This is a genomic window from Stenotrophomonas sp. 96582_Sma, from assembly GCF_056480905.1.
Window position 1 is genome coordinate 1,159,587 of the sequence record NZ_CM151122.1, and the last position, 21,211, is coordinate 1,180,797.

Below are 21,211 nucleotides of genomic sequence, written 5' to 3' on the forward strand. Positions count from 1 at the left end.
CCCGCCATCCCGGGGTAAGGCGACGTACTGCGTGTTGCGTGATACGTACTGCTCGAACCCGTTACTGCAGCCTCTCCAGCGCGCTGCGGACCCACGCCGCGGCGCCTTCAAGGCTCTGGAACTCTTCCACCGCGCGCACCTCGCAGCACGGATAGGCCGGCGCGACCATGCGCGCCAATGCGTTGCCCGGGCCCAGCTGCAGGAACACCCGCGCGCCACGCTCGAAGGCCTGGCGCATCACCTGCGCCCATTCGATGGTCTGCGCGAGCTGCGCCGACAGCGTGTGGACTGCCGTTGCGCGATCCCGCACCGGTCGCGCATCGATGCCGGCCAGCAGCGGCAGGCGTGGGGCCTGCAGTGGCGAGGCGTCGAGTGCGGCAGCGAACGGTGCGACCGCCGCTGTCAGCAACGGTGTGTGTGCAGGCACGTGCACCGGCAGTGGACGGATGTCCGCACCCTGCGGCCGCGCGGCATCGGCCAGCCGCTGCAATGAGGCGTGCGTGCCGCCAACGATGAAATGGTCCTGCCCGTTGGCGATGGCCACGTGCGCTCCGTGCAGATCGCACAGCGGCTGCAGTACATGGCGTTCCAGGCCAAGCACTGCCTGCAGGCCTGCATCGGCGGGGCTGGCACTGTCCATCAACAGCGCGCGCTGCGCAGCCAGGGCAAGGCAGGTGGCCGCATCGACGCCGCCGGCGATGGCATGTGCGGCCAGCTCGCCGATGCTGTAACCCGCGATCACCGTCGGCGTTGGCAATACCTCGCGCAGGCCCTGCCAATGCGCCAGGCTTGCTGCGCACAGCAGTGGTTGCGCCCGCACATTGTCGAAGCGGTCGTCGGCCGCCGCAGCGGCGAATACATCGCGGCCGAGCAGTTCGCTCGTGGCATCGAGCACCGGCCGCGCGGCAGCCAGATCGCGCACGCGATCGAACATCGCCGCGTGCTGCGCGCCTTGGCCAGGGCAGAGCAGGGCCAGGCTCATGCCTGCTCCTGCTGCAGCAGGAACACGCTGCAGGCCAACAGGTCTGCGCTGCCGCCCGGGCTCAGCCGGCGCATGACGAAGCCGTCACCGATGCGACGCAGATGTACCTGCCAGTCCGGCGCGAAGGTGCCACCGGCGTCCAGGAAGGTGCGTGCCTGCCGCTGGGCCCAGCGCAGGCCGTCGGCGCCGCCGCGGTGCAGCAGGTTGAGGTCATCCACGCACGCGATCAGCTGCATCAGGGTCTGGCACATCGCGGCCTCGCGTGGCAGGCCGCTGGCCAGTGCGTGGCGCAGGGCAGGCAGTGCCACTTCGCGCAGCAGCGGGTAGCCGGCGGCCGCTTGTTCGCGCACACCTTGCACGCCGTGCCGTGCACGCGCGCGCTGGCCAGGGCTGTTCGCATCCAGAGGCGCGTCGGCGAGCTCGGCCGCCCAACGGCGCACTTCCTGGCAGACCTGCTCGGCTGCGGCGACACGGCCCGCGCGGCCCCAGCAGGCAGCGGACGCGGCCACCAGCAGGCCAAGGCTGAAGATCGCACCGCGATGGGTGTTGATGCCCGCAGTGGCGTGCAGCATCGATATCTCGGCGGCGATGCCATGCCGGCGCAGCGTCTGGAACGGCGCCGCGCTGGCACCGGCGTCGGCCACGGCGATGAAATAGTGGCGCAACGCGAACAGGCTGCGCAGGAAGGTGCCGGCATCCATGTCGTGGTGGCTGCCGCGATCGAACGGTGTAACCAGTCCCGGTTTGGGGGCAAGGGCCAGTTCGGCGTGCAGGCTGGCGATGGCAAGGCGCCCCAGGCGCGCGCTGTCCACCGCCGGGGTGGACCGGGCGACGCGCTTCACGACAGCGTTCATGCGACAACTCCAGTGGCGTTGAACAAGGCCTCGCGCAGTTCCAGAGCGGCACCATCAATGCGTTTGACCAGTACTTCGCGGCTGCGACCGGCGTATTCGCGCCAGTTCACCGCGCCACCATCCACCAGGCACAGTTCGCCATCCACGCGATGCCCGTAGGCGCTTTCCCAGTGCTGCAGGCGTTCGACCAGCAGGTCGGCCTGGCGCGCGTCATCCACCTGCCACAGCAGGTCGATGTCCGAGCGCGGGTGCACATAGGGCAGTCCGGTGAGGTGCTGCCATGCGAAGGCGCCGAATACGCGGGCTGGTGCAAGCCGCAGCATTGCCTGCAACGCCGCCTGCCAATCCGCCGGAACGCCGCCGGCGAGAACGTCATCCAAGGCAGGGGGAGGCTGCAGCTGCTGGACGTCCTGCAGGGCCACGCGCAGCGCCAGCCGTTGCTTGCCTTCGCTTGGCGGTAGCGGTACCCCCAGACGCAGCCGAGGGTCGGGGTCGTCCGCCGCACAGCGCGCCACCATGGCCGGCAAGCCCTGCGCGAACCACGCTGCCAGGCGTGGTTCCTGTGCAGTCACGTCAGCCCGCCAGTCGGCATCGGCCGACAGCCAGGCCAGCGTGTGGCGGGCGGGCCGCTCAGGCATCGCCGTGGGCCACCGCAGATGAAACGCCTGCCGCCAGGGCACGACCGCCGCGCTGTGCGCCGCGTGCGGCACGCAGGTCGCCTTCGGCGGGCGTGCGCAGCGCCTGCAGCAGGTGCTGGGCAAGATCGCCCTCCCACAGCGATTCCACCGCACCCATCGCCACGTAGTTCTCCACGCCCGGCGCGAACACCGGCGAGCTCTGGCTGAGTGCCTGCAGTTTCTCCAGCGGTTGCTTGGTCACCCGCGCCATCGCGCGCAGGTCCATCACCCGCACCTGTGCATCGGGCAGGGCGTGGATGTGGTCGGCCATCAGGCCGAATGAGAGGAAGCCGCCACTGACGGATTCACCATAGACCAGCGTGACAAGCCGCGCGCCACGTCGACGCGCGAGATCCAGCGTCTGTGCCAGATGCGCGAAACAGCCGTTGATGCCAAGCAGTTCGTCGCGCCGCGCCAGGCGCTGGCCAGCGGTGTCCACCAGCATCACGATCGGTCGCTGTGGAAGCGCGGCGGTGCTGGCAAGCACGGTTTCGGCCAGTGCCAATGCGTGGTCCACGCCGACTTCGAGTTTGTCGGCGGTACCGATCACGGTCACCTCGCCATCCTCGGTGGTGGCGCTGCCGGTCAGCACCGAATCGTTCACGGCAATGGCATGCCCATGCGGGAACAGGGCATCGAGCAGGGTCTGCAGCGGCATGCTCATGGCAGGCTCCGGTCGGCGGTGGCGATGAGGAACGCATCGGTGTCGAGCAGCGGCAGTCGCTCGGGGGCAGTGATACCCAGCCGCGCCCAGATCTCCAGGCCATCGCGGCAATCGCCCCAGGCCTGCACGCGCGCCTTCAGTGCCGCATGGCGTTCCTGCAGCGCGGCCAGTGCAGTATCTGGATCGGTGCTGCTGGTATCAGGCTGCAGCGCGTTGCTGGCCGCCTGCGCGAACGCCTCGATGGCATCGGGCACCAGCACCTGTGCCTGGTCGATCAGGTAGCGGTGCTTGCCTCCCGTTACGCGCCAGACCAGTGCGCGATCGCGGGAATCGAATTCCTCCACGCCGCGAACGGTTTCGATCACTTCCGGTCCGGACAGCGACAGCCTGCCTTCCTCGGACATGACCACGGTGCTGCAGCAGCGGGCGACGATGCCCATGCCACCGAACGCGCCGTTGCCGCTGCCGATCAGCGCCACCACGGGGACGCCTGCAGCGCGCGCATCCAGCGTGGCGCGCATGATCTCGGAAATGGCGATGAGCCCTGCATTGGCTTCGTGCAGGCGCACGCCACCGGTATCGAGCAGCAGCAGCACACCGTCAGGTCGGGTTTCCGCTGCACGGTGCAGCAGCCCGGTCAACTTGGCGCCGTGCACCTCGCCCACGCCGCCGCCCATGAATTCACCCTGCTGTGCGGCCAGCAGCACGCGTCGGCCGCGCAGTGTGGCTTCGCCGACAACGATGCCGTCGTCGAACGCCGCGGGCTGGTCGAGCTGTGCCAGGTGCGGGCTCATCATCCGCCGCGCCGGGCCGAGGAATTCACGGAACGAGCCGGCGTCGGCCAGGCCGGCGATGCGCTCGCGTGCATCGGCTTCGTAGTAACTGTGGCGCTGCGTCCGGCTCATCGTGGATCTCCAGCAAGCAGGGTTTCCACTGCCTGGTCCAGGCGCAGGCTGACCACCGCCGGGGTCGCACCGGCATCGTTGATCGAGACGCGTACATCGCGCAGTGGATGGCGCTGTGCGAAATCACCGATCACCGCCTCCCAGACGCGGCCAAAGCCCTGCGCGGCGGTGATGATGCGCACCATCATCGCGCCGTCCAGTGCGGCCGGTTCCAGCAGGATTTCCAGGTTGCCCGAGGCCAGTACGCCGACCAGCATTGCATCGCGCGGAAACTGCACCGCCGTGTGTCCTTCGAATCGATAGTCGAGGGTTTCCATGCTCAGCCCCTTACCAGTTGCGGAAGCGCTTGGGCGGGTCGTACAGGCCGCCTGACCAGCGCACCAGGTCCTTCACCGAACGCGCCGCAAGCAGGTCACGGCTGGCATCGCGCACGGAGATGCCGAGGTCATCGGGACGGCGGATCACGCCGCGGTCGCGCAGGTTCTCCACCATCGCGCGGTCGCGCCCCATGCCCACGGCGGTATAGCCGGACACGCCGCGGATCGCCTGTTCGCGCTCTTCAGGGGTGCGGCACAGCAGCAGGTTGGCGATGCCTTCTTCGGTCAGTACATGGCTGACGTCGTCGCCATAGATCATCACCGGTGGCAGCGGCATGTCCGCGCGCTCGGCCAGCTCCCAGGCGTCCAGCCGATCGACGAAGGCCGGTGCCATGTGTTCGCGGAAGGTTTCCACCATCTGCACCACCAGCTTGCGGCCACGCGGCATCTCACCGGGGCGTGCGGCCTGCTGGCCGGCCTTGACCCAGGCCTCGCTGGCATGGCGGCGGCCACGTGCATCGGAGCCCATGTTCGGTGCGCCACCGAAGCCGGCGATGCGGTCGCGCGTGGCGGTGGAGCTGTTGCCCTGCAGGTCGATCTGCAGGGTGGAACCGATGAACATGTCGCAGGCATACAGGCCGGCGGTCTGCGAGAACGCGCGGTTGGAGCGCATCGAGCCATCGGCACCGGTGAAGAACACATCGCTGCGTGCGGCGATGTACTTCTCCATGCCCAGTTCGGAACCGAACGAATGCACCGATTTGACGAAGCCCGATTCGATCGCCGGAATCAGTGCGGGGTGTGGATTGAGCGCCCAGTGCTGGCAGATCTTTCCCTTCAGCCCGAGCGATTCGGCGTAGGTCGGCAGCAGCAGCTCGATGGCCGCGGTGTCGAAGCCGATGCCATGGTTGAGGCGGTTGACGCCGTACTCGGCGTAGATGCCCTTGATCGCCATCATCGCCATCAGCACCTGGATCTCGGAGATCTGCGCCGGGTCGCGGGTGAACAGCGGCTCGATGTGGTTCGGCTTCGGGGCCTGCACTACGAAGTTGACCCAGTCAGCAGGGATATCGACGCGGGGCAGGGTGTCGACGATCTCGTTGACCTGGGCGATGACGACGCCGCCACCGAACGCGGTGGCCTCGACGATGACCGGGGTGTCTTCGGTGTTCGGGCCGGTGTAGAGATTGCCGTGGCGATCGGCGGCCTGCGCGGCGACCAGCGCTACGCGGGGCGTGAGGTCGATGAAGTAGCGGCCGAACAGTTCCAGGTAGGTGTGGATGGCACCGATCTGGATGCGCCCTTCGGCCACCAGGTTGGCCAGCCGCACCGATTGCGGGCCGGAGAACGAGAAGTCCAGTTTCGAGGCGATGCCACGCTCGAATACATCCAGGTGTGACGGCAGAGACAGCACCGACTGCACCATGTGCAGGTCGTGCACCCGGGCCGGGTCAAGGTCGGCCAGGGCCTGGGCGAGGAAATCGGCCTGTTTCTGGTTGTTGCCCTCCAGGCAGACCTTGTCGCCTGGCTCCAGCAGTGCGTGCAGCAGCTCGCCCACGTCGGTGGCGGCGACCTCACGTCCCCGGGCCCACGGCGCGGCACGTTGCAGGCGGGCCTGGCGGCTGCGTTCCAACGTATCCCAGCTCGGGTTCATCGACCGGCTTCCGATTGGTGTCAATGTAATTACGGCATAATTACAGTCGGGCATGCAACCCGCACTGCAGCAAAAAGAAGGGCCCGCGCGAAGGCGGGCCCATTCAGATTGAAATGGAGGATGACCCGCATCGATCGGGGTAGTGCCGGCCGCTGGCCGGCTCCGCGTCATCGATGCATCGCTTGGAGCCGGCCAGCGGCCGGCACTACCGTTTCTGGTGGCTCAGAACTTCCAGCGCAGGCTGGCCGACACGAAGCGCGGTTCGCCGTAGTTGTTGTAGTCCAGATTCGCCCAGTAGGTCTTGTCCAGCGCGTTGCGCACGCTCAGCGTTGCCGTCCAGTTGTCGCTGATGCGGTAGTTGGCGTTGAACTGGACCAGCATGTAGGCCGGCTGGTTCACCGTCACCGTGCCGCCCAGCGGGTAGGCGATGTTGTAGCCCTGCACCTTGCTCTGCCACTGCACGCCACCGCCGATGCTCAGGCGCTCCAGCGCGCCGCGCAGCTGCAGCTGGGTGTTGAGCTGCAGCAGGTCCTTCGGCGGGTTGGCGTACAGCAGATCGGTGGCGGCGCGGGTGACCTTGACGTGGGTATAGCCGGCGTTGACCGTCCAGCCCGGCAGGATCTCGCCGTTGACGTCCATCTCCCAACCGCGCGCCTTGGTGCCGTTGACGCCGACGTAGGCGGAGGTGCCATCGCTCAGCGAACCCTCCGGCACGCCCATGTCACGCACCGCGTAGTTGTCCTGCTTGGCTTCGAACACGGCGGCATTGGCGGTGAGGCGGCCATCGAACCACTGCGTCTTGATGCCCGCTTCCAGGTTCGAGCCCTGTACTGGCGCCAGCAGGTTCTCGTTGCGGTCCTTGAAGTTCTGCGGGTTGAAGATCTCGGTGTAGCTGGCGTACGCCGAGACGTTCGGGGTGATGTCGTAGACCAGGCCCACGTAGGGAGTGACTTCATCGCTCACCTTGTACGCGCCGCTGGTGCCGGTGTAGGCGCCTGCGGCGTTGTAGGAGCGGCTGAGGGTTTCCCAGCGGCTCAGGCGTGCGCCGGCAATCAGCGACAGCGGATCGGCCAGGCGCAGGCGGGTGGCCAGATAGACGCCACTCTGCGTGGTCTTGGCCACGCGGCGCGCGCCGGTACGGCGGTAGGTGACCTCGGAGATGTCGCCGTTCCAGCTGTACACGTTGGGAATGTAGTAGCAGCGTTCGCCGCCGCAGCGTGCCCAATCGTTCGGGAAGTTCAGCGCCAGGGTGTTGGTGGTGCCTTCCAGGTCCGACCACTGTGCGCCGAGGGTCACATCGTGGTCGCGGCCGAACAGATCGAAGCTGCCGGTCAGGTAAGCATCGACGTTGCGCCGGGTGTCCCTCGAATCACCGGCGGCCGCGCGCAGGAAGATGCCCGAGCCGGTCACCGGGTCCGGGTTGCCGGTGCCGTACAGGCGCACATTCTGCACGTTGCCGCGGGTGTAGGCGGTGTTGATCTTCAGCAGCCAGTTGTCGCCGAAGCGCTGTTCCAGGTTGGCGAAGGCAGTGTTGCTCTCGCGCTTCCAGTAGCTCCACTTCGGCGACAGGTTGGTCGAGCGCGGCAGGTGCGCGAAATTGCCCTGGTTGTCGAAGAACGGCACGGTGCCCCAGGTCGAGCCGGTCGGATTGTTGTCCTGGCTCTGGTAACCGAGGGTGATCGTGGTGCTGTCGGTGACGTCGCCTTCCAGCACCGCCATGCCGGCCATCTTGTTCTCGTCGTAGCGGTCGTAATACAGGCCACGATCGGTATAGGCGGCGACCACGCGGCTGCGGAAACGGCCGTCATCGGTCAGCGGCGCGGTCACGTCCGCCTCCATGCGTCGATAGTCCCAGCTGCCGGCGCTGATCGCGAACGAGGCATCGAACTCCTTGCCCGGCCGCTTGCGCAGCAGGTTGACGGTGGCCGACGGCACGCCGGCGCCGCTGAGCAGGCCGTTGGCACCGCGGATCACTTCGATGCGGTCGTAGAAAGCGGTGTCGTATTCCTGGTTGGTGGAACCGCTGTAGGTGGGAATGCCATCGACCTGGAAGTCGGTGATGGCGAAGCCGCGTGCGTAGTACAGCGGGCGCTGGGTGTCATAGAAGGACACGCTGACGCCGGTGACGTTGCGCATCACGTCGTTGATGCTGAACAGCGACTCGTCCTGCAGGCGCTTCAGGCTGATCGCAGTGGCCGACTGCGGGGTTTCCTGCAGTGTGATCGGCAGGCGGGTGGTGCTGGATGGCGGAGCGGACTGCTCGGCACGGACGCTGACCCGGTCCAGGGTCTTGGCATCGGATGCATCGGCGGCGGCCTCGGCGAACGCCGGAGACGCGACCAGCGCGAGCGAAGAGAGCAGGGCAGCCGGCAGCAGCGCACGGCGGGGCAGGCGGTTACGGAACGTCAGGGACATGGTGGGTTCGAAGCTCGGAGACGGGAAGGGGGCGGCAACAGTCGTCCAGCACCCGGGGCGGCGGCTTCGGGCACATCAGGTCCATCTGGGAGGGGCGCGGTCACTGCGAAGGACGCAAATGTAAATAATTCTTAACAACATTACAATTCGCGTCATTGTGCATAGGATTCCCGGCGCCGGGCATCGCTTTCTGCAGCAGGGAGCGGCCCAAACGCGAACGGCCACCCGAAGGTGGCCGTCCGTGTCTGCTGCAGGGAATCTGCCAGGCTTACAGCGCCTGCAGTTCCTCGTTGGCGTTGCGCTTTTCCTTGGCCGGTGCCGGAGCCGCTGCAGGAACCGCTGCCGGCACCGGCGCCGCCGCGTTCGCATCCACCGGCACCTCCAGATACGGCAGATGCAGGGTCTGGCTGGTCAGCGTACGGATCTCGTTGACCAGCGCGGCGCTGTCGTTGAGCTTGCGCCCGTACGACGGCACGATCTCGCGCAGGCGGGCTTCCCAGCCGGCCTTCATCTGGTCCGGGAAGGCCTTGGCCATCAGGTCCAGCATGATCGGCGGCGAGGTCGACGCACCCGGCGAAGCGCCGAGCAGGGCGGCGAGGGTGTGGTCCTTGTCGGTCACGATCTCGGTACCGAACTGCAGCACCGGGCCCTTCAGCGGATCACGCTTGATGATCTGCACGCGCTGGCCGGCGGTGACCAGCTTCCAGTCGCCCGGCTTGGCATTGGGGAAGTACTTGACCAGTTCGGCCTGGCGATCGGCATCGTTCAGGCGTGCCTGGGCCATCAGGTACTGCACCAGGTCCAGGTTGTCCTTGCCCACTTCCAGCATCGGGCCAACGTTGTTGTGGGTGACCGAGGAGTACAGGTCCCACCACGAGCCGTGCTTGAGGAACTTGGTGCTGTACAGCGCGAACGGCCCGAACAGGACCACCGGCTTGCCGTCCAGCTTGCGCGCATCCAGGTGCGGCACCGACATCGGCGGCGAACCGGTTTCGGCCATGCCGTAGGCCTTCACACCGTGGCGCGAGGTCACGTCCTGGCCCTGGAAGGCGAGGAACTGGCCACCGACCGGGAAGCCGGCGTAGTCCTTCGATTCCGGAATGCCGGACATCTGCAGCAGCTTCAGTGCAGCGCCACCGGCACCGATGAACACGAAGCGGGCGTGGGTGGTGGACTCGGTGCCGGCCTTGAGGTCCTTCACCGTCACGTTCCAGCTCTTGTCGGCGTTCTGCCGCAGCGCGCTCACTTCGTGGTTGAGGTGCAGGCTGAAGTTCGGGCTGCGCTGCAGGCCGGCGGTCAGCTGGCGGGTGATCACGCCGAAATTGACGTCGGTGCCCAGCGGCATCCAGGTCGCGGCGACCTTCTGCTTCGGGTCACGGCCTTCCATCAGCAGCGGGGCCCACTGCTTGATCTGGGCCGGATCCTCGGAGTACTGCATGCCGTAGAACAGCGGATTCTTCACCAGGGCCTGCTGGCGCTTGTGCAGGTAGGCGATGTTGTCATCGCCCCAGACGAAGCTCATGTGCGGGGTCGGGTTGATGAAGTCGCTGGGCTGGCTCAGCCGGCCTTCCTTCACCTGGTGCGACCAGAACTGGCGCGAGACCTCGAACGATTCGGCGATGCCGACCGCGCGCTTGGTCTCGATGCTGCCGTCGGGCAGTTCGGGGGTGTAGTTCAGTTCGGCGAAGGCCGAGTGGCCCGTGCCGGCGTTGTTCCAGCCGTCGGAGCTTTCACCGGCGACGCCGTCGAGGCGTTCGTAGACCTGGATGTTCCAGTCCGGCTGCAGTTCCTGCAGGTAGGTGGCCAGGGTGATGCTCATGATGCCGGCGCCGACCAGCACAACGTCGACGGGCTTGTCGTTGCTGGCGGCGGGCACCGAGCGCTGGGTCAGCGGCCAGTACAGGAACAGCGCGGCGGCCAGCAACAGCAGCACGAGCAGGGCGAGCAGGGCCTTGCCAAATTTCTTCATGGGGGCGGGATCGTTGGCGGAGGGGAAGGGGTCAGGATGCGCGTGGGGCAGGGAAAGGGCGTGAAGAAACAACGCCTTGCGCCATCCATCCGCGATTCTAACCGGATCCGGTCCGTTTTTGATGCAACGCAGCATCCGACGTTTCGCGGCCCCGTCACGTGAGCGGCGGGCCCAAGCCTGGCGATCGTAGCCCCAGTAGCGCCAGGCCATGCCTGGCGACGCCTTCAATCAGACCAGCTCCAGAATCTCGTCACCGGCCTCATCGATCTCCCCGGTCGGGCGCCAGCCCAGGCGCCGGTAGAAGCCATGCGAGCGCGAACGCGGGTCGGCCGAGCACGCCAGGAACAGCCGGGTATGGCCCGCATCGCGGGTCAGGCTGACCACTTCCTGCAGCAGCTGCCGACCGACGCCACGGCCTTCGTAGTCCGGCAGCAGGGCCAGCACCAGCACTTCGCCGGTGTCGCGGTCGGCGAAGCAGTAACCGGCCATGCGCTCGCCCTCCCAGGCGACGCGGCCGATCGAATCGCCCTGGGCGATGCCGGCCGCCCAGCTGTCCTCGGTGATGCCCAGCTCTGCCAACTGCGCGGCGCTGAAGGCGTTTTCGCGGGTGCGCCCGCGCAGGTCGATGCAGGCGGCGGCATCTTCGGGGCGCGCATCGCGGACGAATACAGGCATGCAGGGCATCCTTGCAGTGATCGGCCGACCAGTATCCGCATCGCGCATGGACCTGGTGTGGAGACTTCGTGGAGATTGGATGGAGCAAAAAGGGGACGGAGGGGATTAAGTCGTTTAAGGCCTATACGACATTCTGGGCAAAGACGACTTAATCCCCTCCGTCCCCTTTTTTGCAGGGCTGCCTCAGCGCTTGCGCCGCACCAGCGCTGATGAGGCGTCCAGCACGGCGCGGGTCAGCAGGGCCATGGTCTGGACGTCACCCTTCCAGTGCTGCCAGTACAGCGGCACGTCTTCCCACGCGCGCTGGCGTACGTAGACCAGGCGGCCGGCGTCCAGGTGCCGCTTGACCAGCGGCAGCGGGTTCATGGTCCAGCCCATGCCGCCCAGGTTGGCCTGCACAAAGGCGCGGGTGGAGGGAATCCACCAGGTCGGTGCGGTGCTGGGCAGGTCGTCGCCGGCCATGCGCCGGGCAAAGCGCGACTGCATTTCGTCCTTGCGGTTGAACACCAGCACCGGCGCCTGCGCCAGCGCCTGCGCGGTCACGCCCTTGGCAAAATGGCGTTCGCGGAATTCGGGGGTACAGGTGGCGGCGTAACGGATGCTGCCCAGCGCGTGGATCTGGCAGCCCTGCACCGGCTCGTCCAGCGTGGTCACCGCACCCAGCACTGTGCCCTGGCGCAGCAGTTCGACGGTGTGGTCCTGGTCCTCCACGCGCAGGTCCAGCGTAGTGCCGGTGGTCTGCGCGAACTGGTAGGCCGCCTGCGGGAACCAGGTTTCCAGGCTGTCGTGGTTCACCGCCACCGGAATACTGGCTTGCGGCAGGTCCTCATCGGCCAGGCCCATCCGGTGCAGCGCATCGTGCTCGAGCAGGGCGGTCTGCTCGGCCAGCTGCACCAGCAACTGCCCCTCGGCGGTGGCGGTGGCCGGGGTGCCGCGCTTGACCAGCAGCCGGCCGATCCGGTCCTCCAGCGCCTTGACCCGCTGCGAGATGGCGGACGGGGTGACATTCAGCGACTGCGCGGCGCGGTCGAAGCTGCCTTCGCGGATCACTGCGGCGAGGGCGCGCAGCTGGGCATGGTCGATACGCATCGAATTAAGTTCCGCTAATGTTGGTTTAGGAAGTTTAGCTCGTCTTTTCCATGTTGCGGCGCGACAATGGCGCTCGTTCCGGTGCTGTCCGCCTTCGCGAGGCACCGTCCCCCCAAGCAAGTAAAGGCAGTGAATCCCATGTTCTCGGTCATCTCCGCCAGCACCGGCCTCGGTGCCTGGTTCTCTGGTGCAGCTACCGGCATCGGCCTGTTCGCCGTGGTCGGGGCCCAGAGCGCCTTCATTCTGCGCCAGGGCATCCTGCGCAAGCACATCGTGCCGGTGGTTGCCACCTGTGCGGCCATCGATGCGATCTTCATCTTTGCCAGCGTGGCTGGCCTGCGCACGCTCACTTCAGCGCTGCCGTGGCTGACCACCGCCGTGCTGTGGACGGGCGTGGCGTTCCTGGCCTGGTACGCCATGAAGTCGGCACGCCGTGCGATTGCCGGTGGCGGCGGCATGGGCGAGGCTGACAGCGACGACGGCAGCCGCCGCGCGGTGCTGATGGCCGCGGTCGGCTTCTCGCTGATCAACCCGCACTTCTGGCTGGACATGATGGTGATCGGCTCGATCGCCGAGAACTTCGGCAACGCCCGCATGGCCTTCGCCGCCGGTGTGGTGACTGCCAGCTGCCTGTGGCTGACCGCGCAGGGCCTGGGCGCACGCCTGCTGGCGCCGCTGTTCACCAAGCCCAGTACCTGGCGCGTGCTCGACGGCACCATCGCCGTGATCCTCAGCATCCTGGCCCTTACGTTGGCGGTGCGCGGGGTCCACTGACCCGGCGCACGCCCCCCGAACCCACGTCCTGACTCTCTCTCCAAGGTAGTGGTAACGACGGCACCGGCAACGGTGCCGTCGTTTTTTCTGCCGATGTGGCGCGGCAAACGGTCACGTGCCTAGAATCGTACATCCGGACAGGGTGTCCGGTTTTCCATGGGGGAAGGATGCGCAGGATTGTGCTGGCTGTACTGCTGGGCGCGGTTGTGGGTGGGGCATCGGCCGCAACGCTGGACCTGGATCGCTATCTGCGGCAGGAGTCGTTTACCGACATCAAGATTTCACCAGGGGGCGAGTACATCGCCGCGACGGTTCCGCTGGAGGCGGGAACCGCATTGGCGATCTACCGCATTGCCGACATGAAGATGGTCGGCAGCTTCCGCCCGCCCCGCAACGATCACGCCCACACCTTCGACTGGGTCAGCAACGAGCGGCTGCTGGTGGGCATGGCACAGAAGTTCGGCGTGCTGGACCGGCCGACGCCGACCGGCGAACTGTTCGGTATCAATGCCAACGGCAAGGGTGGCGAGCTGCTGGTGGGGTACCGGGTTGCCGACCAGAGCCTGGGCACCAACATCAAGGTCAAGCCGGCAGGCCTGGTGGCCGCCTACCTCAGTGATGAGCTCAAGGACGATGACCGCAACGCGCTGGTGACGGTGATCCCGCTGGTCGGCAGTTCGCATGCGCAGGTCGAGCGCATGGACGTGATCACCGGTCGCCGCAACGCCGTGGCGCGCGCTCCCATTCCCGATGCGGACTTCACGACCGATGAGCAGGGCGAGGTGCGTTTCGCACGCGCTGTCGTTACCGATGGCACGCAGAAGCTCTACTACCGCACGGGCAGCAACAGCGACTGGGTCCTGCTCAATGATGAATCCCTGAGCAAGCGCATCGAGGCGCCGCTCGGCTTCTCGGCCGATGGTCGCCTGGCGTACCTGCAGGTCGAGCAGGCAGATGGACCTGATGCCATTGTCAGCTGGGACCCCCAGAGCAATGAACGACGCACCGTGCTGCGCGATGGGAGTGCCGACCCGGCGCGCATCATCCGGCGCCCCGGCAGCCGCGTGCCGGTCGGGGCCCTGTTCCTTGGCAGTGCGCCGCGAACGGCATTCTTCGATGACGCCTCGGACGACGCTCGCCTGTACCGCAGCCTCGAAGCCGGCCTTGGCGGAGCGGTCTACATCACCTCCAGCACGCGCGATGGCAAGACGGTGCTGGTGGAAACCTGGTCAGGCAGCAATCCGGGCGATTTCTATCTCTATGACACGGTTGGCAAGAGTGCACGGCACCTGATCAGCCGCAGCGACTGGATCGACCCCGCGCTGGCGGCGGAGGTGCGTCCGATCAGCCTGACGGCGCGTGATGGGCGTTCGCTGCATGGCTTCCTTACCGTCCCGCATGGCCGCGAGGCCCGTGCGCTGCCGATGGTGGTGGTGCCGCACGGAGGTCCGATCGGTGTTGCCGACCAGGGCGCCTATGACACCGAGACACAGATGCTGGCGGCGGCAGGTTACGCGGTACTGCAGGTGAATTTCCGCGGCTCTTCCGGCTATGGCCGGGCCCACATGCAGGCCGCGCGAAAGCAATGGGGGCTGTCGATGCAGGATGACGTCACCGATGCCACGCGTTGGGCGATCGAACAGGGCGTGGCCGACAAGAACCGCATCTGCATCTATGGGGCCAGTTACGGTGCCTATGCGGCGATGATGGGGGCGGTGCGCGAACCGGGCCTGTACCAGTGCGCGGCCGGCTACGTCGGCATCTACGACCTGCCGTTGATGTACGCCCGCGGAGACATCCAGAGCGACGAGTCAGGCCTGGCCTACCTGCGGAACTGGCTGGGATCGCCCAAGGATCTTGCAGAGCGTTCCCCGGTGAATCTGGCCGCGCAGGTGCGGGTGCCGGTATTCCTGGCCGCGGGTGGTCAGGATCAACGTGCGCCGATCGTGCACAGCGAACGCATGGAAGCTGCGTTGAAGAAGGCCGGCACGCCGGTGGAAACCCTGTACGTCAAGAATGAAGGGCATGGTTTCTATTCCCCTGCCAACCAACGTGCGTACTACAGCAGGTTGCTGGCCTTCCTCTCGCGCAGCCTGGGGGGCCAGGTGGCCGGGCAGGCCGCACCTGCGGAGAAGAGCAGCGCGCCCTGAACAAGCCGGGGGCGGCGGATGATCGATCCGCCGCCCCCGGAGTTCGCCTGCATCGGGCTTACTTGACCCCGTGCATCATCTTCTTCAGCAGCGGCGCGGCGATGAAGGCGGCCAGCGCACAGCCCAGGCCGATCCACATCAGCAGCCAGAACAGGTGCGCATAGGCACCGGCCGCGGCCACCATGTCCAGCGATTCGCCTTCCGGTACCTCGATCGCGGCCAGCTTGCCGAACAGCGCGGCCAGCGTTTCCGAGAACGCGGTTGCCAGGAACCAGGTGCCCATCATCAGGCTCATCACCCGCGGCACGGCCAGCTGGGTCACCGCCGACAGGCCGACCGGCGACAGGCACATCTCACCGCTGGCCAGCAGGAAGTAGGCCAGCACCAGCCACCACACGCTGGCCATCTCGCCGGTGGCGCCGACCTGCTGTGCGGCCAATGCCAGCGGCACGAACGACAGCGCGCCGATCACCAGACCCCAGGCCGATTTGACCGGCTTGCCCGGTTCCCAGCCGCGGCGGTCCATCCACGTCCACAGTGCGGCGAAGGCCGGCGCCAGCAGCACCAGGAACAGGCCGCCGAGGTAGGTCAGCGAGCCGGCGGTCTGCGGAATCACCAGGCAGTCGCGCACCAGCAGCACCAGCATCAGCACGACGATGGCGGCGAAGAACGTTCGCGGCGCAGATGAGCCCGGACGGCGCTCGGACAGCCGCGCGCTGACCACGAAGCCCAGCGGCGCCAGCAGCAGCGAGATGATCGACCAGGGCAGCGGGGTACCGCCGGTGATCACCAGCGAGGGCACGATGTCCTTGGTCAGCAGCCGGTCGGTGAAGGTCACCCACGAGCCGTAGGACTGCTCGTACATGGTGAAGAACACCAGCGCCATGAAGATCAGCACCATCAGCGCGATCATCTGCTGGCGCTGTACCGGCGTGCACTTGCTGCCGGTGAACCAGGCGAACCAGACCAGCACGCCGCCCAGCACCGCCACCATCAACATCAGTGCCAGGCTGATTTCACCGCCCAGCGCGAACGCGCCGTTGCCGGCCGCCCACATCAGCCACGCCACCGGCAACACACCGAGCACCGCGCACAGATAGATGAGCCATTCGCGCGGCAGGCCCAGCACCTTCTGCTTCAACGCCGCCGGTTGCGGCGGCTCGGCGTGGCCCTGCAGGTACTTCTGGCCCCACAGGAACATGGCCAGGCCGGCCAGCATGCCGATGCCGGCCGCACCGAAACCGTACTTCCAGCCGTAGGCCTCGCCGAGGAAGCCGCACACCAGCGATGAGAACAGCGCGCCCAGGTTGATGCCGGCGTAGAACAGCGAGAAACCCGAATCGCGGCGCGGATCGTCCTTGGCGTACAGCTTGCCGACAATGGTGGAGATGTTCGGTTTCAGGAAACCGACGCCCATGATGATCAGCGCCAGCGACAGGTAGGTCACCGCCAGTGCCGAGGTGTCGCGCACCACGTCGCCGTTCACCCGGTACGCAGCGTGGCCTTCGAAGGCCATGCCGAGGTGGCCGAGTACCAGCAGGATGCCGCCGAACAGCACGGCCCGGCGCATGCCCAGCCAGCGGTCGGCCAGCATGCCGCCGAATACAGGGATGCAGTACACCAGGCCGCCATAGGCACCGAGCAGGTCCAGGCCGGCCTTGTCGCCGAACAGATGGTACTTGGTCAGGTACAGCAGCAGCAGCGCCTTCATGCCATAGAAGGAGAAGCGCTCCCACATTTCGGTGAAGAAGCAGACGTAGACGCCCTTGGGATGGCCCAGGAAGTCGTCGGAAGCGATAGCGGTGGAATTCATCGCGGAATTATAGGCCTGTGGCCCGATCCGCTTTCAGTAGATCCACGCCATGCGTGGATTGCCGGACTGGCCTGGGCGATCACAGGTACCGCAACCACGCCAGGTCACGCCTTCGCGCCTTGAACCGCGCGAATGCCCGGGTCGGCGGGTACAGCACCACCGCCAGCGCGCAGGCCACCAGCAGCAGGCCGCTGACCGAGTCCAGGGCATACAACTCGCCATGGGTCGGCCCCCAGGCCGCCAGCGCGCCCAGGTACAGCGCCTTCAGCACATACAGGTGCAGCAGGTAGAAGAACATCGGCGCGGCGCCGATATCGGCCAGCGGGCGCAGCGCACGCGCCAGTGGCGGCCATTCGTACAGGCGCAGCAGCAACAGCCCCACGCCCAGAGTCAACAGCAGGAACTGCAGCGACGGCGGGTACTTGGTGATGTTGAGCACGCTCATCCAGGTGCGCAGCGCGCTGGTCTGGTACTGCCACGGTGCATCTCCATACTGGTTGGCGAACCGCAGCAGCGCGAACATGGCCAGCGCACCGACGCCTGCCCACAGCAGCCAGTGCTGGCGTTGCGCCGGGTCGCGGTCGCGGGCGAACCACGGTCCCAACAGATAACCCAGAGCGATCACCCCGATCCACGGCAGCACCGGATAGGAGGTGCGCAGGCGCAGCGCGCCGGCCTCGATCCAGTCGCGCTGGTGCAGCACTTTCCACAGCACCGCCAGCAGACCATTGCCTTGCACCCGTAAGCCGTCGAACAGGTTGTGCCCGGCCACCACCGCGACTGCCAGCACCAGCAGGGCCGGGCGCGGCAGCCACAGAAGGCCGGCCAGCGCGATCATGCTCAGCCCGATGGCCCAGATCACCTGCAGGTACAGCGTTTCCGGCGGCAGCTGGAAGGTCCAGGCGAAATTCACAAGGGTCAGTTCCAGCACGACCAGGAACAGCCCGCGCTTGAGCAGGAAGGCGGCGGTGGCGCGGCGCGGATCCGCCTGGCGCTGGCCGTACAGCCAGGCCGACAGGCCGGTCAACAGGACGAACACGGGTGCGCACAGGTGGGCCAGCAGACGGCAGGCGAACAGCGCGGGGGAGACCGTCGCCGCGTCCATCGGGTCGCTCACCTGGTGCTGCAGGAAGAAGGTCTCGCGCACGTGGTCGAGCAACATCAACAGCATCACGGTGCCGCGCAGCTGGTCGATGGAGGCCAGGCGGGTAGTGGGGGAAGGGGCCACGTACGAGGTTCGGTCGGCGTGACAGGATATAACATTACAATTACGTCTTTCCAGCGTGTGCTGGGCGGTTCCGACGAGCGCGCGCGTCGGCTCAGGGCAGGCAAACCGAGGGGCTCCAGCCCAGCGCCTCGTCATAGTGGACCTGGATCGCTCGCAGGCTCCCGTCGGGGTTGGCCTTCAAGCAGAATCGGGCGCTGTGGTGTTGCGTGGCGCCGGTCCTGGTGGCCGAAAGCGAAACGTCGTACAGGCGTCCGGGCTGCAGCGGCATCGCCGTCTGCCTTGAAATGGCGTTGGCTGGCACTTCTCCGTAGACCACGCAGGCTCCGGGTGGAAGTGCGATTGATGCGGGATGGGCAAAGTAGAACGACCATTGCCGCCGCAGCGGTGGAGTAATTGCGTCATGCACCTCCACACCAAACACCTCCGGAGTTTTACCGATACGCTTGCGCTCCTTCCTGGGTAGTCCGAAACAAGGTTTGCCGGCGTGGTCGGTGATCTCGACTGCGCCAATGCGGCTCCAGGCAGATGCGTAATCGCAAAGCGGCATCAGGCAGGTCAGGGTCACGACAGCCACGACCGGTAATTTGATCAGGCGGATCTGCAGTGGGTTGTTCATCGGGCGGCTCAGCGTCATCGGTTCAGATCATGAACACGATGCACGGGGCGTTGAGGCACTTCAAACGATGATGGCTGGAATGCTGCAGTACTGGTTGGCCTGGCCCCTGCAGGACATGAGACCGCGAGGCGCGGCAGCCCTCCGGCATGTGCCCCATGCGCTTGATGCGTTGGCCGAGTTTGGCCAGAAGCGACTATCTCACTGCCGACCTGGCCGCAACCCTCCCGAACCGCACTGGACTTGCTGCCTCCTGAACGCTAGCGTGCAAGGGATTTTTTGCCAGCAGGGGCTTCCATGAACCACGACGCTGCGCCCAAGCAGCTCACCTTCCGCGCTGTGGCCCTGGCCATCGTGCTGGCGGTGGTGCTGTCGGCCGCAAACGCCTACCTCGGTCTGTTCGCAGGCCTGACCATCGCCACCGCCATTCCCGCCGCGGTGATTTCCATGGGCGTGCTGCGCCTGCTGGGCGGTGGCTCCATCCTTGAAAACAACATCGTGCAGACCGGCGCTTCGGCCGGTTCGTCGATCGCCGCCGGTGTGATCTTCACCATCCCGGCGCTGGTGATCATGGGCTACTGGCCGGACTTCAAGTACTGGTGGGTGCTGGGCATCGCCGGCCTCGGCGGCCTGCTGGGCGTGTTGTTCTCGGTGCCGCTGCGCCGTTCGATGATCGTCGAAGACCCGCTTCCGTTCCCGGAAGGCAAGGCTGCGGCGGAAGTGCTCAAGGCCGGTGAGAATCCGGGCCCGGGCCTGAAGATCCTCGGCCTGTCGGCGGTGATCGGTGCCTTCGTCAAGCTGGCCGCGGAAAGCGGCATGCGCCTGATCCCGGACGCCTGGGCCACCTCGGCCTACGTCGGCAGCTCCAAGGTCACCGCCTTCATCGGTACCAACCTGTCGCCGGCACTGCTGGGCGTGGGCTACATCGTCGGCCTCAACGTCGGCATCGTGGTGGTGTCCGGTTCGATCCTGACCTGGCACATCGCCATTCCGATCTACCAGGCGTTCTTCATGAACACCGATCCGGGCCTGGCCGCCTCGGTGGCTACCGCATCCTCCACCGAGGCGGCGTTCGCCATCTGGGGCGCGAAGATGCGCTACCTGGGTGTGGGCGCGATGCTGATTGGCGGCATCTGGACCCTGATCTCGCTGCGCAAGTCGCTGCTCAACGGCGTCAAGAGCGGCTTTGCCGCTGCCCGCAAGAGCGGTGGCCCGGTGCTGGCGCACACCGAGCGCGACCTGCCGATGAAGTGGATGCTGGTGGCCCTGGTGGTCTTCGTGCTGCCGCTGCTGGCCCTGTACCAGGCCATCGTCGGCCAGTGGCACGTGTCGATCCCGATGACCATCATCATGATCGTTGCCGGCTTCCTGTTCGTGTCGGTGTCGGCCTACCTGGCCGGCTTGATCGGTTCGTCCAACAACCCGGTGTCGGGCATCACCATCTCCACCATCCTGTTCGCCTCGGCCGTGCTGGTGGTGCTGCTGGGCGCCGATGGCCTCAAGCCGGTCGGTGCCGGCGGTGCGCCGCTGGGCGCGGTGGCGGCGATCATGATCGGCGCGGTGGTGTGCTGCGCCGCAGCGGTTGGCGGTGACAACCTGCAGGACCTCAAGGCCGGCTACATCGTCGGCGCCACCCCGTGGAAGCAGCAGCTGATGCTGGGCATCGGTGCCTTCTCGTGTGCGCTGATCATGGCCCCGGTGCTGAACCTGCTGGCCACCGCCTACGGCATCGGCGTGAAGTCCGAGCTGCACCCGAACGCGCTGGCTGCGCCGCAGGCCAACCTGATGGCCTCGGTGGCCAAGGGCCTGTTCGGTGGCGAACTGCCGTGGACCTTCATCGGCATCGGTGCCGTGGTCGGTGCCGCCATCATTGCCTTCGACAGCTGGCTGAAGTCGCGCAACGCACGCTTCCGCGTGCCGGTGCTGGCCGCCGCCATCGGCATCTACCTGCCGCTGGAGCTGATGGTGCCGATCTTCCTCGGCGGCCTGATCGCCCACCTGGTCGAGCGCTTCCACAAGGTGCGAGCCGATGACGAAGAAGGCCGCGACCGCGTGCACAAGCCGGGTGTGCTGTTCGCTGCGGGCCTGATCACCGGTGAGGCACTGATGGGCATCGCTATCGCGATTCCGATCGTGGTCAGCAGCCGCGCCGACGTGCTGGCCGTGCCGTTCCACCTGCCGGGCGCGCAGTGGATCGGCCTGGCCGTGCTGTTCCTGGTGGGCTGGCTGATCTACCGCACCGGCAAGTACACCAAGGCGTAAGGGATGGGTAGTGCCGGCCGCTGGCCGGCAATCCCGGAATCCCGTGATACCCCTGGTTGCCGGCCAGCGGCCGGCACTACCGCAAACCGCGCTACGGCGCGGTTTGCTTTTTCTGGCGGCGGGGCCAACCCCGCGCGCAGCCATGACCGATGGCCTTGGCAGCCCCGGCC

17 protein-coding genes are annotated in these 21,211 nt (G+C 66.8%); 3 read left to right on the forward strand and 14 right to left on the reverse strand.

Going from position 1 to position 21,211, the window contains the following annotated elements:
• Positions 1–61 precede the first annotated feature (61 nt).
• The 11 genes from mdcH to ACZK2R_RS05365 all read right to left on the reverse strand — a co-directional run bounded on the left by mdcH (position 62) and on the right by ACZK2R_RS05365 (position 12,201).
• Positions 62–982 carry a malonate decarboxylase subunit epsilon gene (gene mdcH / locus ACZK2R_RS05315; protein ID WP_049422770.1) on the reverse strand — a complete coding sequence of 307 codons (921 nt, stop codon included), beginning with the start codon at positions 980–982 and terminating at the stop codon, positions 62–64.
• Positions 979–1,836 (reverse strand): triphosphoribosyl-dephospho-CoA synthase MdcB, encoded by an 858-nt coding sequence (gene mdcB, locus ACZK2R_RS05320; RefSeq protein WP_180837930.1) that lies wholly within the window; start codon positions 1,834–1,836, stop codon positions 979–981. Before mdcB ends, mdcH begins: the two co-directional genes overlap by 4 nt.
• Entirely contained in the window at positions 1,833–2,474 is a 642-nt protein-coding gene (gene mdcG / locus ACZK2R_RS05325; RefSeq protein WP_180837931.1) for a malonate decarboxylase holo-[acyl-carrier-protein] synthase, read from the reverse strand. Before mdcG ends, mdcB begins: the two co-directional genes overlap by 4 nt.
• Complete coding sequence (gene mdcE / locus ACZK2R_RS05330; protein ID WP_180837939.1) at positions 2,467–3,171, reverse strand: biotin-independent malonate decarboxylase subunit gamma; 705 nt, start codon at positions 3,169–3,171, stop codon at positions 2,467–2,469. The genes mdcG and mdcE overlap by 8 nt, the downstream gene beginning before the upstream one ends.
• A 2-nt stretch (positions 3,172–3,173) precedes the next feature.
• Positions 3,174–4,082 carry a biotin-independent malonate decarboxylase subunit beta gene (locus ACZK2R_RS05335; RefSeq protein ID WP_049422772.1) on the reverse strand — a complete coding sequence of 303 codons (909 nt, stop codon included), beginning with the start codon at positions 4,080–4,082 and terminating at the stop codon, positions 3,174–3,176.
• On the reverse strand, positions 4,079–4,399 hold the full coding sequence (gene mdcC / locus ACZK2R_RS05340; RefSeq protein ID WP_180837932.1) for a malonate decarboxylase acyl carrier protein: 321 nt from the start codon (positions 4,397–4,399) through the stop codon (positions 4,079–4,081). The genes ACZK2R_RS05335 and mdcC overlap by 4 nt, the downstream gene beginning before the upstream one ends.
• Before the next feature lie 10 nt (positions 4,400–4,409).
• Positions 4,410–6,053: a malonate decarboxylase subunit alpha gene (gene mdcA, locus ACZK2R_RS05345; RefSeq protein ID WP_180837933.1), complete on the reverse strand. Its 1,644-nt coding sequence runs from the start codon at positions 6,051–6,053 to the stop codon at positions 4,410–4,412.
• A 222-nt stretch (positions 6,054–6,275) separates the two neighbouring features.
• Positions 6,276–8,468 (reverse strand): TonB-dependent siderophore receptor, encoded by a 2,193-nt coding sequence (locus ACZK2R_RS05350; protein WP_125893756.1) that lies wholly within the window; start codon positions 8,466–8,468, stop codon positions 6,276–6,278.
• Between the two features lie 268 nt (positions 8,469–8,736).
• The gene (gene mqo, locus ACZK2R_RS05355) at positions 8,737–10,437 is read right to left on the reverse strand and encodes a malate dehydrogenase (quinone) (RefSeq protein ID WP_180837934.1); all 1,701 of its coding nucleotides are present in this window, start codon (positions 10,435–10,437) and stop codon (positions 8,737–8,739) included.
• A gap of 228 nt (positions 10,438–10,665) precedes the next feature.
• Positions 10,666–11,112 carry a GNAT family N-acetyltransferase gene (locus tag ACZK2R_RS05360; RefSeq protein ID WP_125893760.1) on the reverse strand — a complete coding sequence of 149 codons (447 nt, stop codon included), beginning with the start codon at positions 11,110–11,112 and terminating at the stop codon, positions 10,666–10,668.
• 183 nt (positions 11,113–11,295) lie between these two features.
• The gene (locus ACZK2R_RS05365) at positions 11,296–12,201 is read right to left on the reverse strand and encodes a LysR family transcriptional regulator ArgP (protein WP_180837935.1); all 906 of its coding nucleotides are present in this window, start codon (positions 12,199–12,201) and stop codon (positions 11,296–11,298) included.
• 138 nt (positions 12,202–12,339) lie between these two features.
• Between ACZK2R_RS05365 and ACZK2R_RS05370 the strand changes: the two genes are divergently transcribed.
• Both ACZK2R_RS05370 and ACZK2R_RS05375 read left to right on the forward strand, forming a co-directional pair.
• Positions 12,340–12,975 carry a LysE/ArgO family amino acid transporter gene (locus ACZK2R_RS05370; RefSeq protein ID WP_005408523.1) on the forward strand — a complete coding sequence of 212 codons (636 nt, stop codon included), beginning with the start codon at positions 12,340–12,342 and terminating at the stop codon, positions 12,973–12,975.
• A gap of 167 nt (positions 12,976–13,142) precedes the next feature.
• On the forward strand, positions 13,143–15,125 hold the full coding sequence (locus tag ACZK2R_RS05375) for an alpha/beta hydrolase family protein (RefSeq protein WP_125893763.1): 1,983 nt from the start codon (positions 13,143–13,145) through the stop codon (positions 15,123–15,125).
• 58 nt (positions 15,126–15,183) lie between these two features.
• On the opposite strand, the gene ACZK2R_RS05380 is transcribed toward ACZK2R_RS05375, so the two are convergent.
• From ACZK2R_RS05380 to ACZK2R_RS05390, 3 genes are all read right to left on the reverse strand, one after another.
• Positions 15,184–16,938: a peptide MFS transporter gene (locus ACZK2R_RS05380; RefSeq protein ID WP_180837936.1), complete on the reverse strand. Its 1,755-nt coding sequence runs from the start codon at positions 16,936–16,938 to the stop codon at positions 15,184–15,186.
• A 79-nt stretch (positions 16,939–17,017) separates the two neighbouring features.
• A complete protein-coding gene (locus ACZK2R_RS05385) occupies positions 17,018–18,166 on the reverse strand; it encodes an acetyltransferase domain-containing protein (protein ID WP_180837937.1) in 1,149 nt (382 codons plus the stop codon).
• Positions 18,167–18,257: 91 nt separating this feature from the next.
• Complete coding sequence (locus ACZK2R_RS05390) at positions 18,258–18,800, reverse strand: hypothetical protein (RefSeq protein ID WP_253145495.1); 543 nt, start codon at positions 18,798–18,800, stop codon at positions 18,258–18,260.
• A 276-nt stretch (positions 18,801–19,076) separates the two neighbouring features.
• On the opposite strand from ACZK2R_RS05390, the gene ACZK2R_RS05395 reads away from it, so the two are divergent.
• Entirely contained in the window at positions 19,077–21,041 is a 1,965-nt protein-coding gene (locus tag ACZK2R_RS05395) for an OPT family oligopeptide transporter (RefSeq protein ID WP_125893769.1), read from the forward strand.
• Positions 21,042–21,211 lie beyond the last annotated feature (170 nt).

Bases quoted from the DNA above. Each gene is read 5' to 3' on its own strand.
- mdcH (WP_049422770.1), bottom strand. From the start codon at position 982: ATGAGCCTGGCCCTGCTCTGCCCTGGCCAAGGCGCGCAGCACGCGGCG.
- mdcB (WP_180837930.1), bottom strand. From the start codon at position 1,836: ATGAACGCTGTCGTGAAGCGCGTCGCCCGGTCCACCCCGGCGGTGGAC.
- mdcG (WP_180837931.1), bottom strand. From the start codon at position 2,474: ATGCCTGAGCGGCCCGCCCGCCACACGCTGGCCTGGCTGTCGGCCGAT.
- mdcE (WP_180837939.1), bottom strand. From the start codon at position 3,171: ATGCCGCTGCAGACCCTGCTCGATGCCCTGTTCCCGCATGGGCATGCC.
- ACZK2R_RS05335 (WP_049422772.1), bottom strand. From the start codon at position 4,082: ATGAGCCGGACGCAGCGCCACAGTTACTACGAAGCCGATGCACGCGAG.
- mdcC (WP_180837932.1), bottom strand. From the start codon at position 4,399: ATGGAAACCCTCGACTATCGATTCGAAGGACACACGGCGGTGCAGTTT.
- mdcA (WP_180837933.1), bottom strand. From the start codon at position 6,053: ATGAACCCGAGCTGGGATACGTTGGAACGCAGCCGCCAGGCCCGCCTG.
- ACZK2R_RS05350 (WP_125893756.1), bottom strand. From the start codon at position 8,468: ATGTCCCTGACGTTCCGTAACCGCCTGCCCCGCCGTGCGCTGCTGCCG.
- mqo (WP_180837934.1), bottom strand. From the start codon at position 10,437: ATGAAGAAATTTGGCAAGGCCCTGCTCGCCCTGCTCGTGCTGCTGTTG.
- ACZK2R_RS05360 (WP_125893760.1), bottom strand. From the start codon at position 11,112: ATGCCTGTATTCGTCCGCGATGCGCGCCCCGAAGATGCCGCCGCCTGC.
- ACZK2R_RS05365 (WP_180837935.1), bottom strand. From the start codon at position 12,201: ATGCGTATCGACCATGCCCAGCTGCGCGCCCTCGCCGCAGTGATCCGC.
- ACZK2R_RS05370 (WP_005408523.1), top strand. From the start codon at position 12,340: ATGTTCTCGGTCATCTCCGCCAGCACCGGCCTCGGTGCCTGGTTCTCT.
- ACZK2R_RS05375 (WP_125893763.1), top strand. From the start codon at position 13,143: ATGCGCAGGATTGTGCTGGCTGTACTGCTGGGCGCGGTTGTGGGTGGG.
- ACZK2R_RS05380 (WP_180837936.1), bottom strand. From the start codon at position 16,938: ATGAATTCCACCGCTATCGCTTCCGACGACTTCCTGGGCCATCCCAAG.
- ACZK2R_RS05390 (WP_253145495.1), bottom strand. From the start codon at position 18,800: ATGACGCTGAGCCGCCCGATGAACAACCCACTGCAGATCCGCCTGATC.
- ACZK2R_RS05395 (WP_125893769.1), top strand. From the start codon at position 19,077: ATGAACCACGACGCTGCGCCCAAGCAGCTCACCTTCCGCGCTGTGGCC.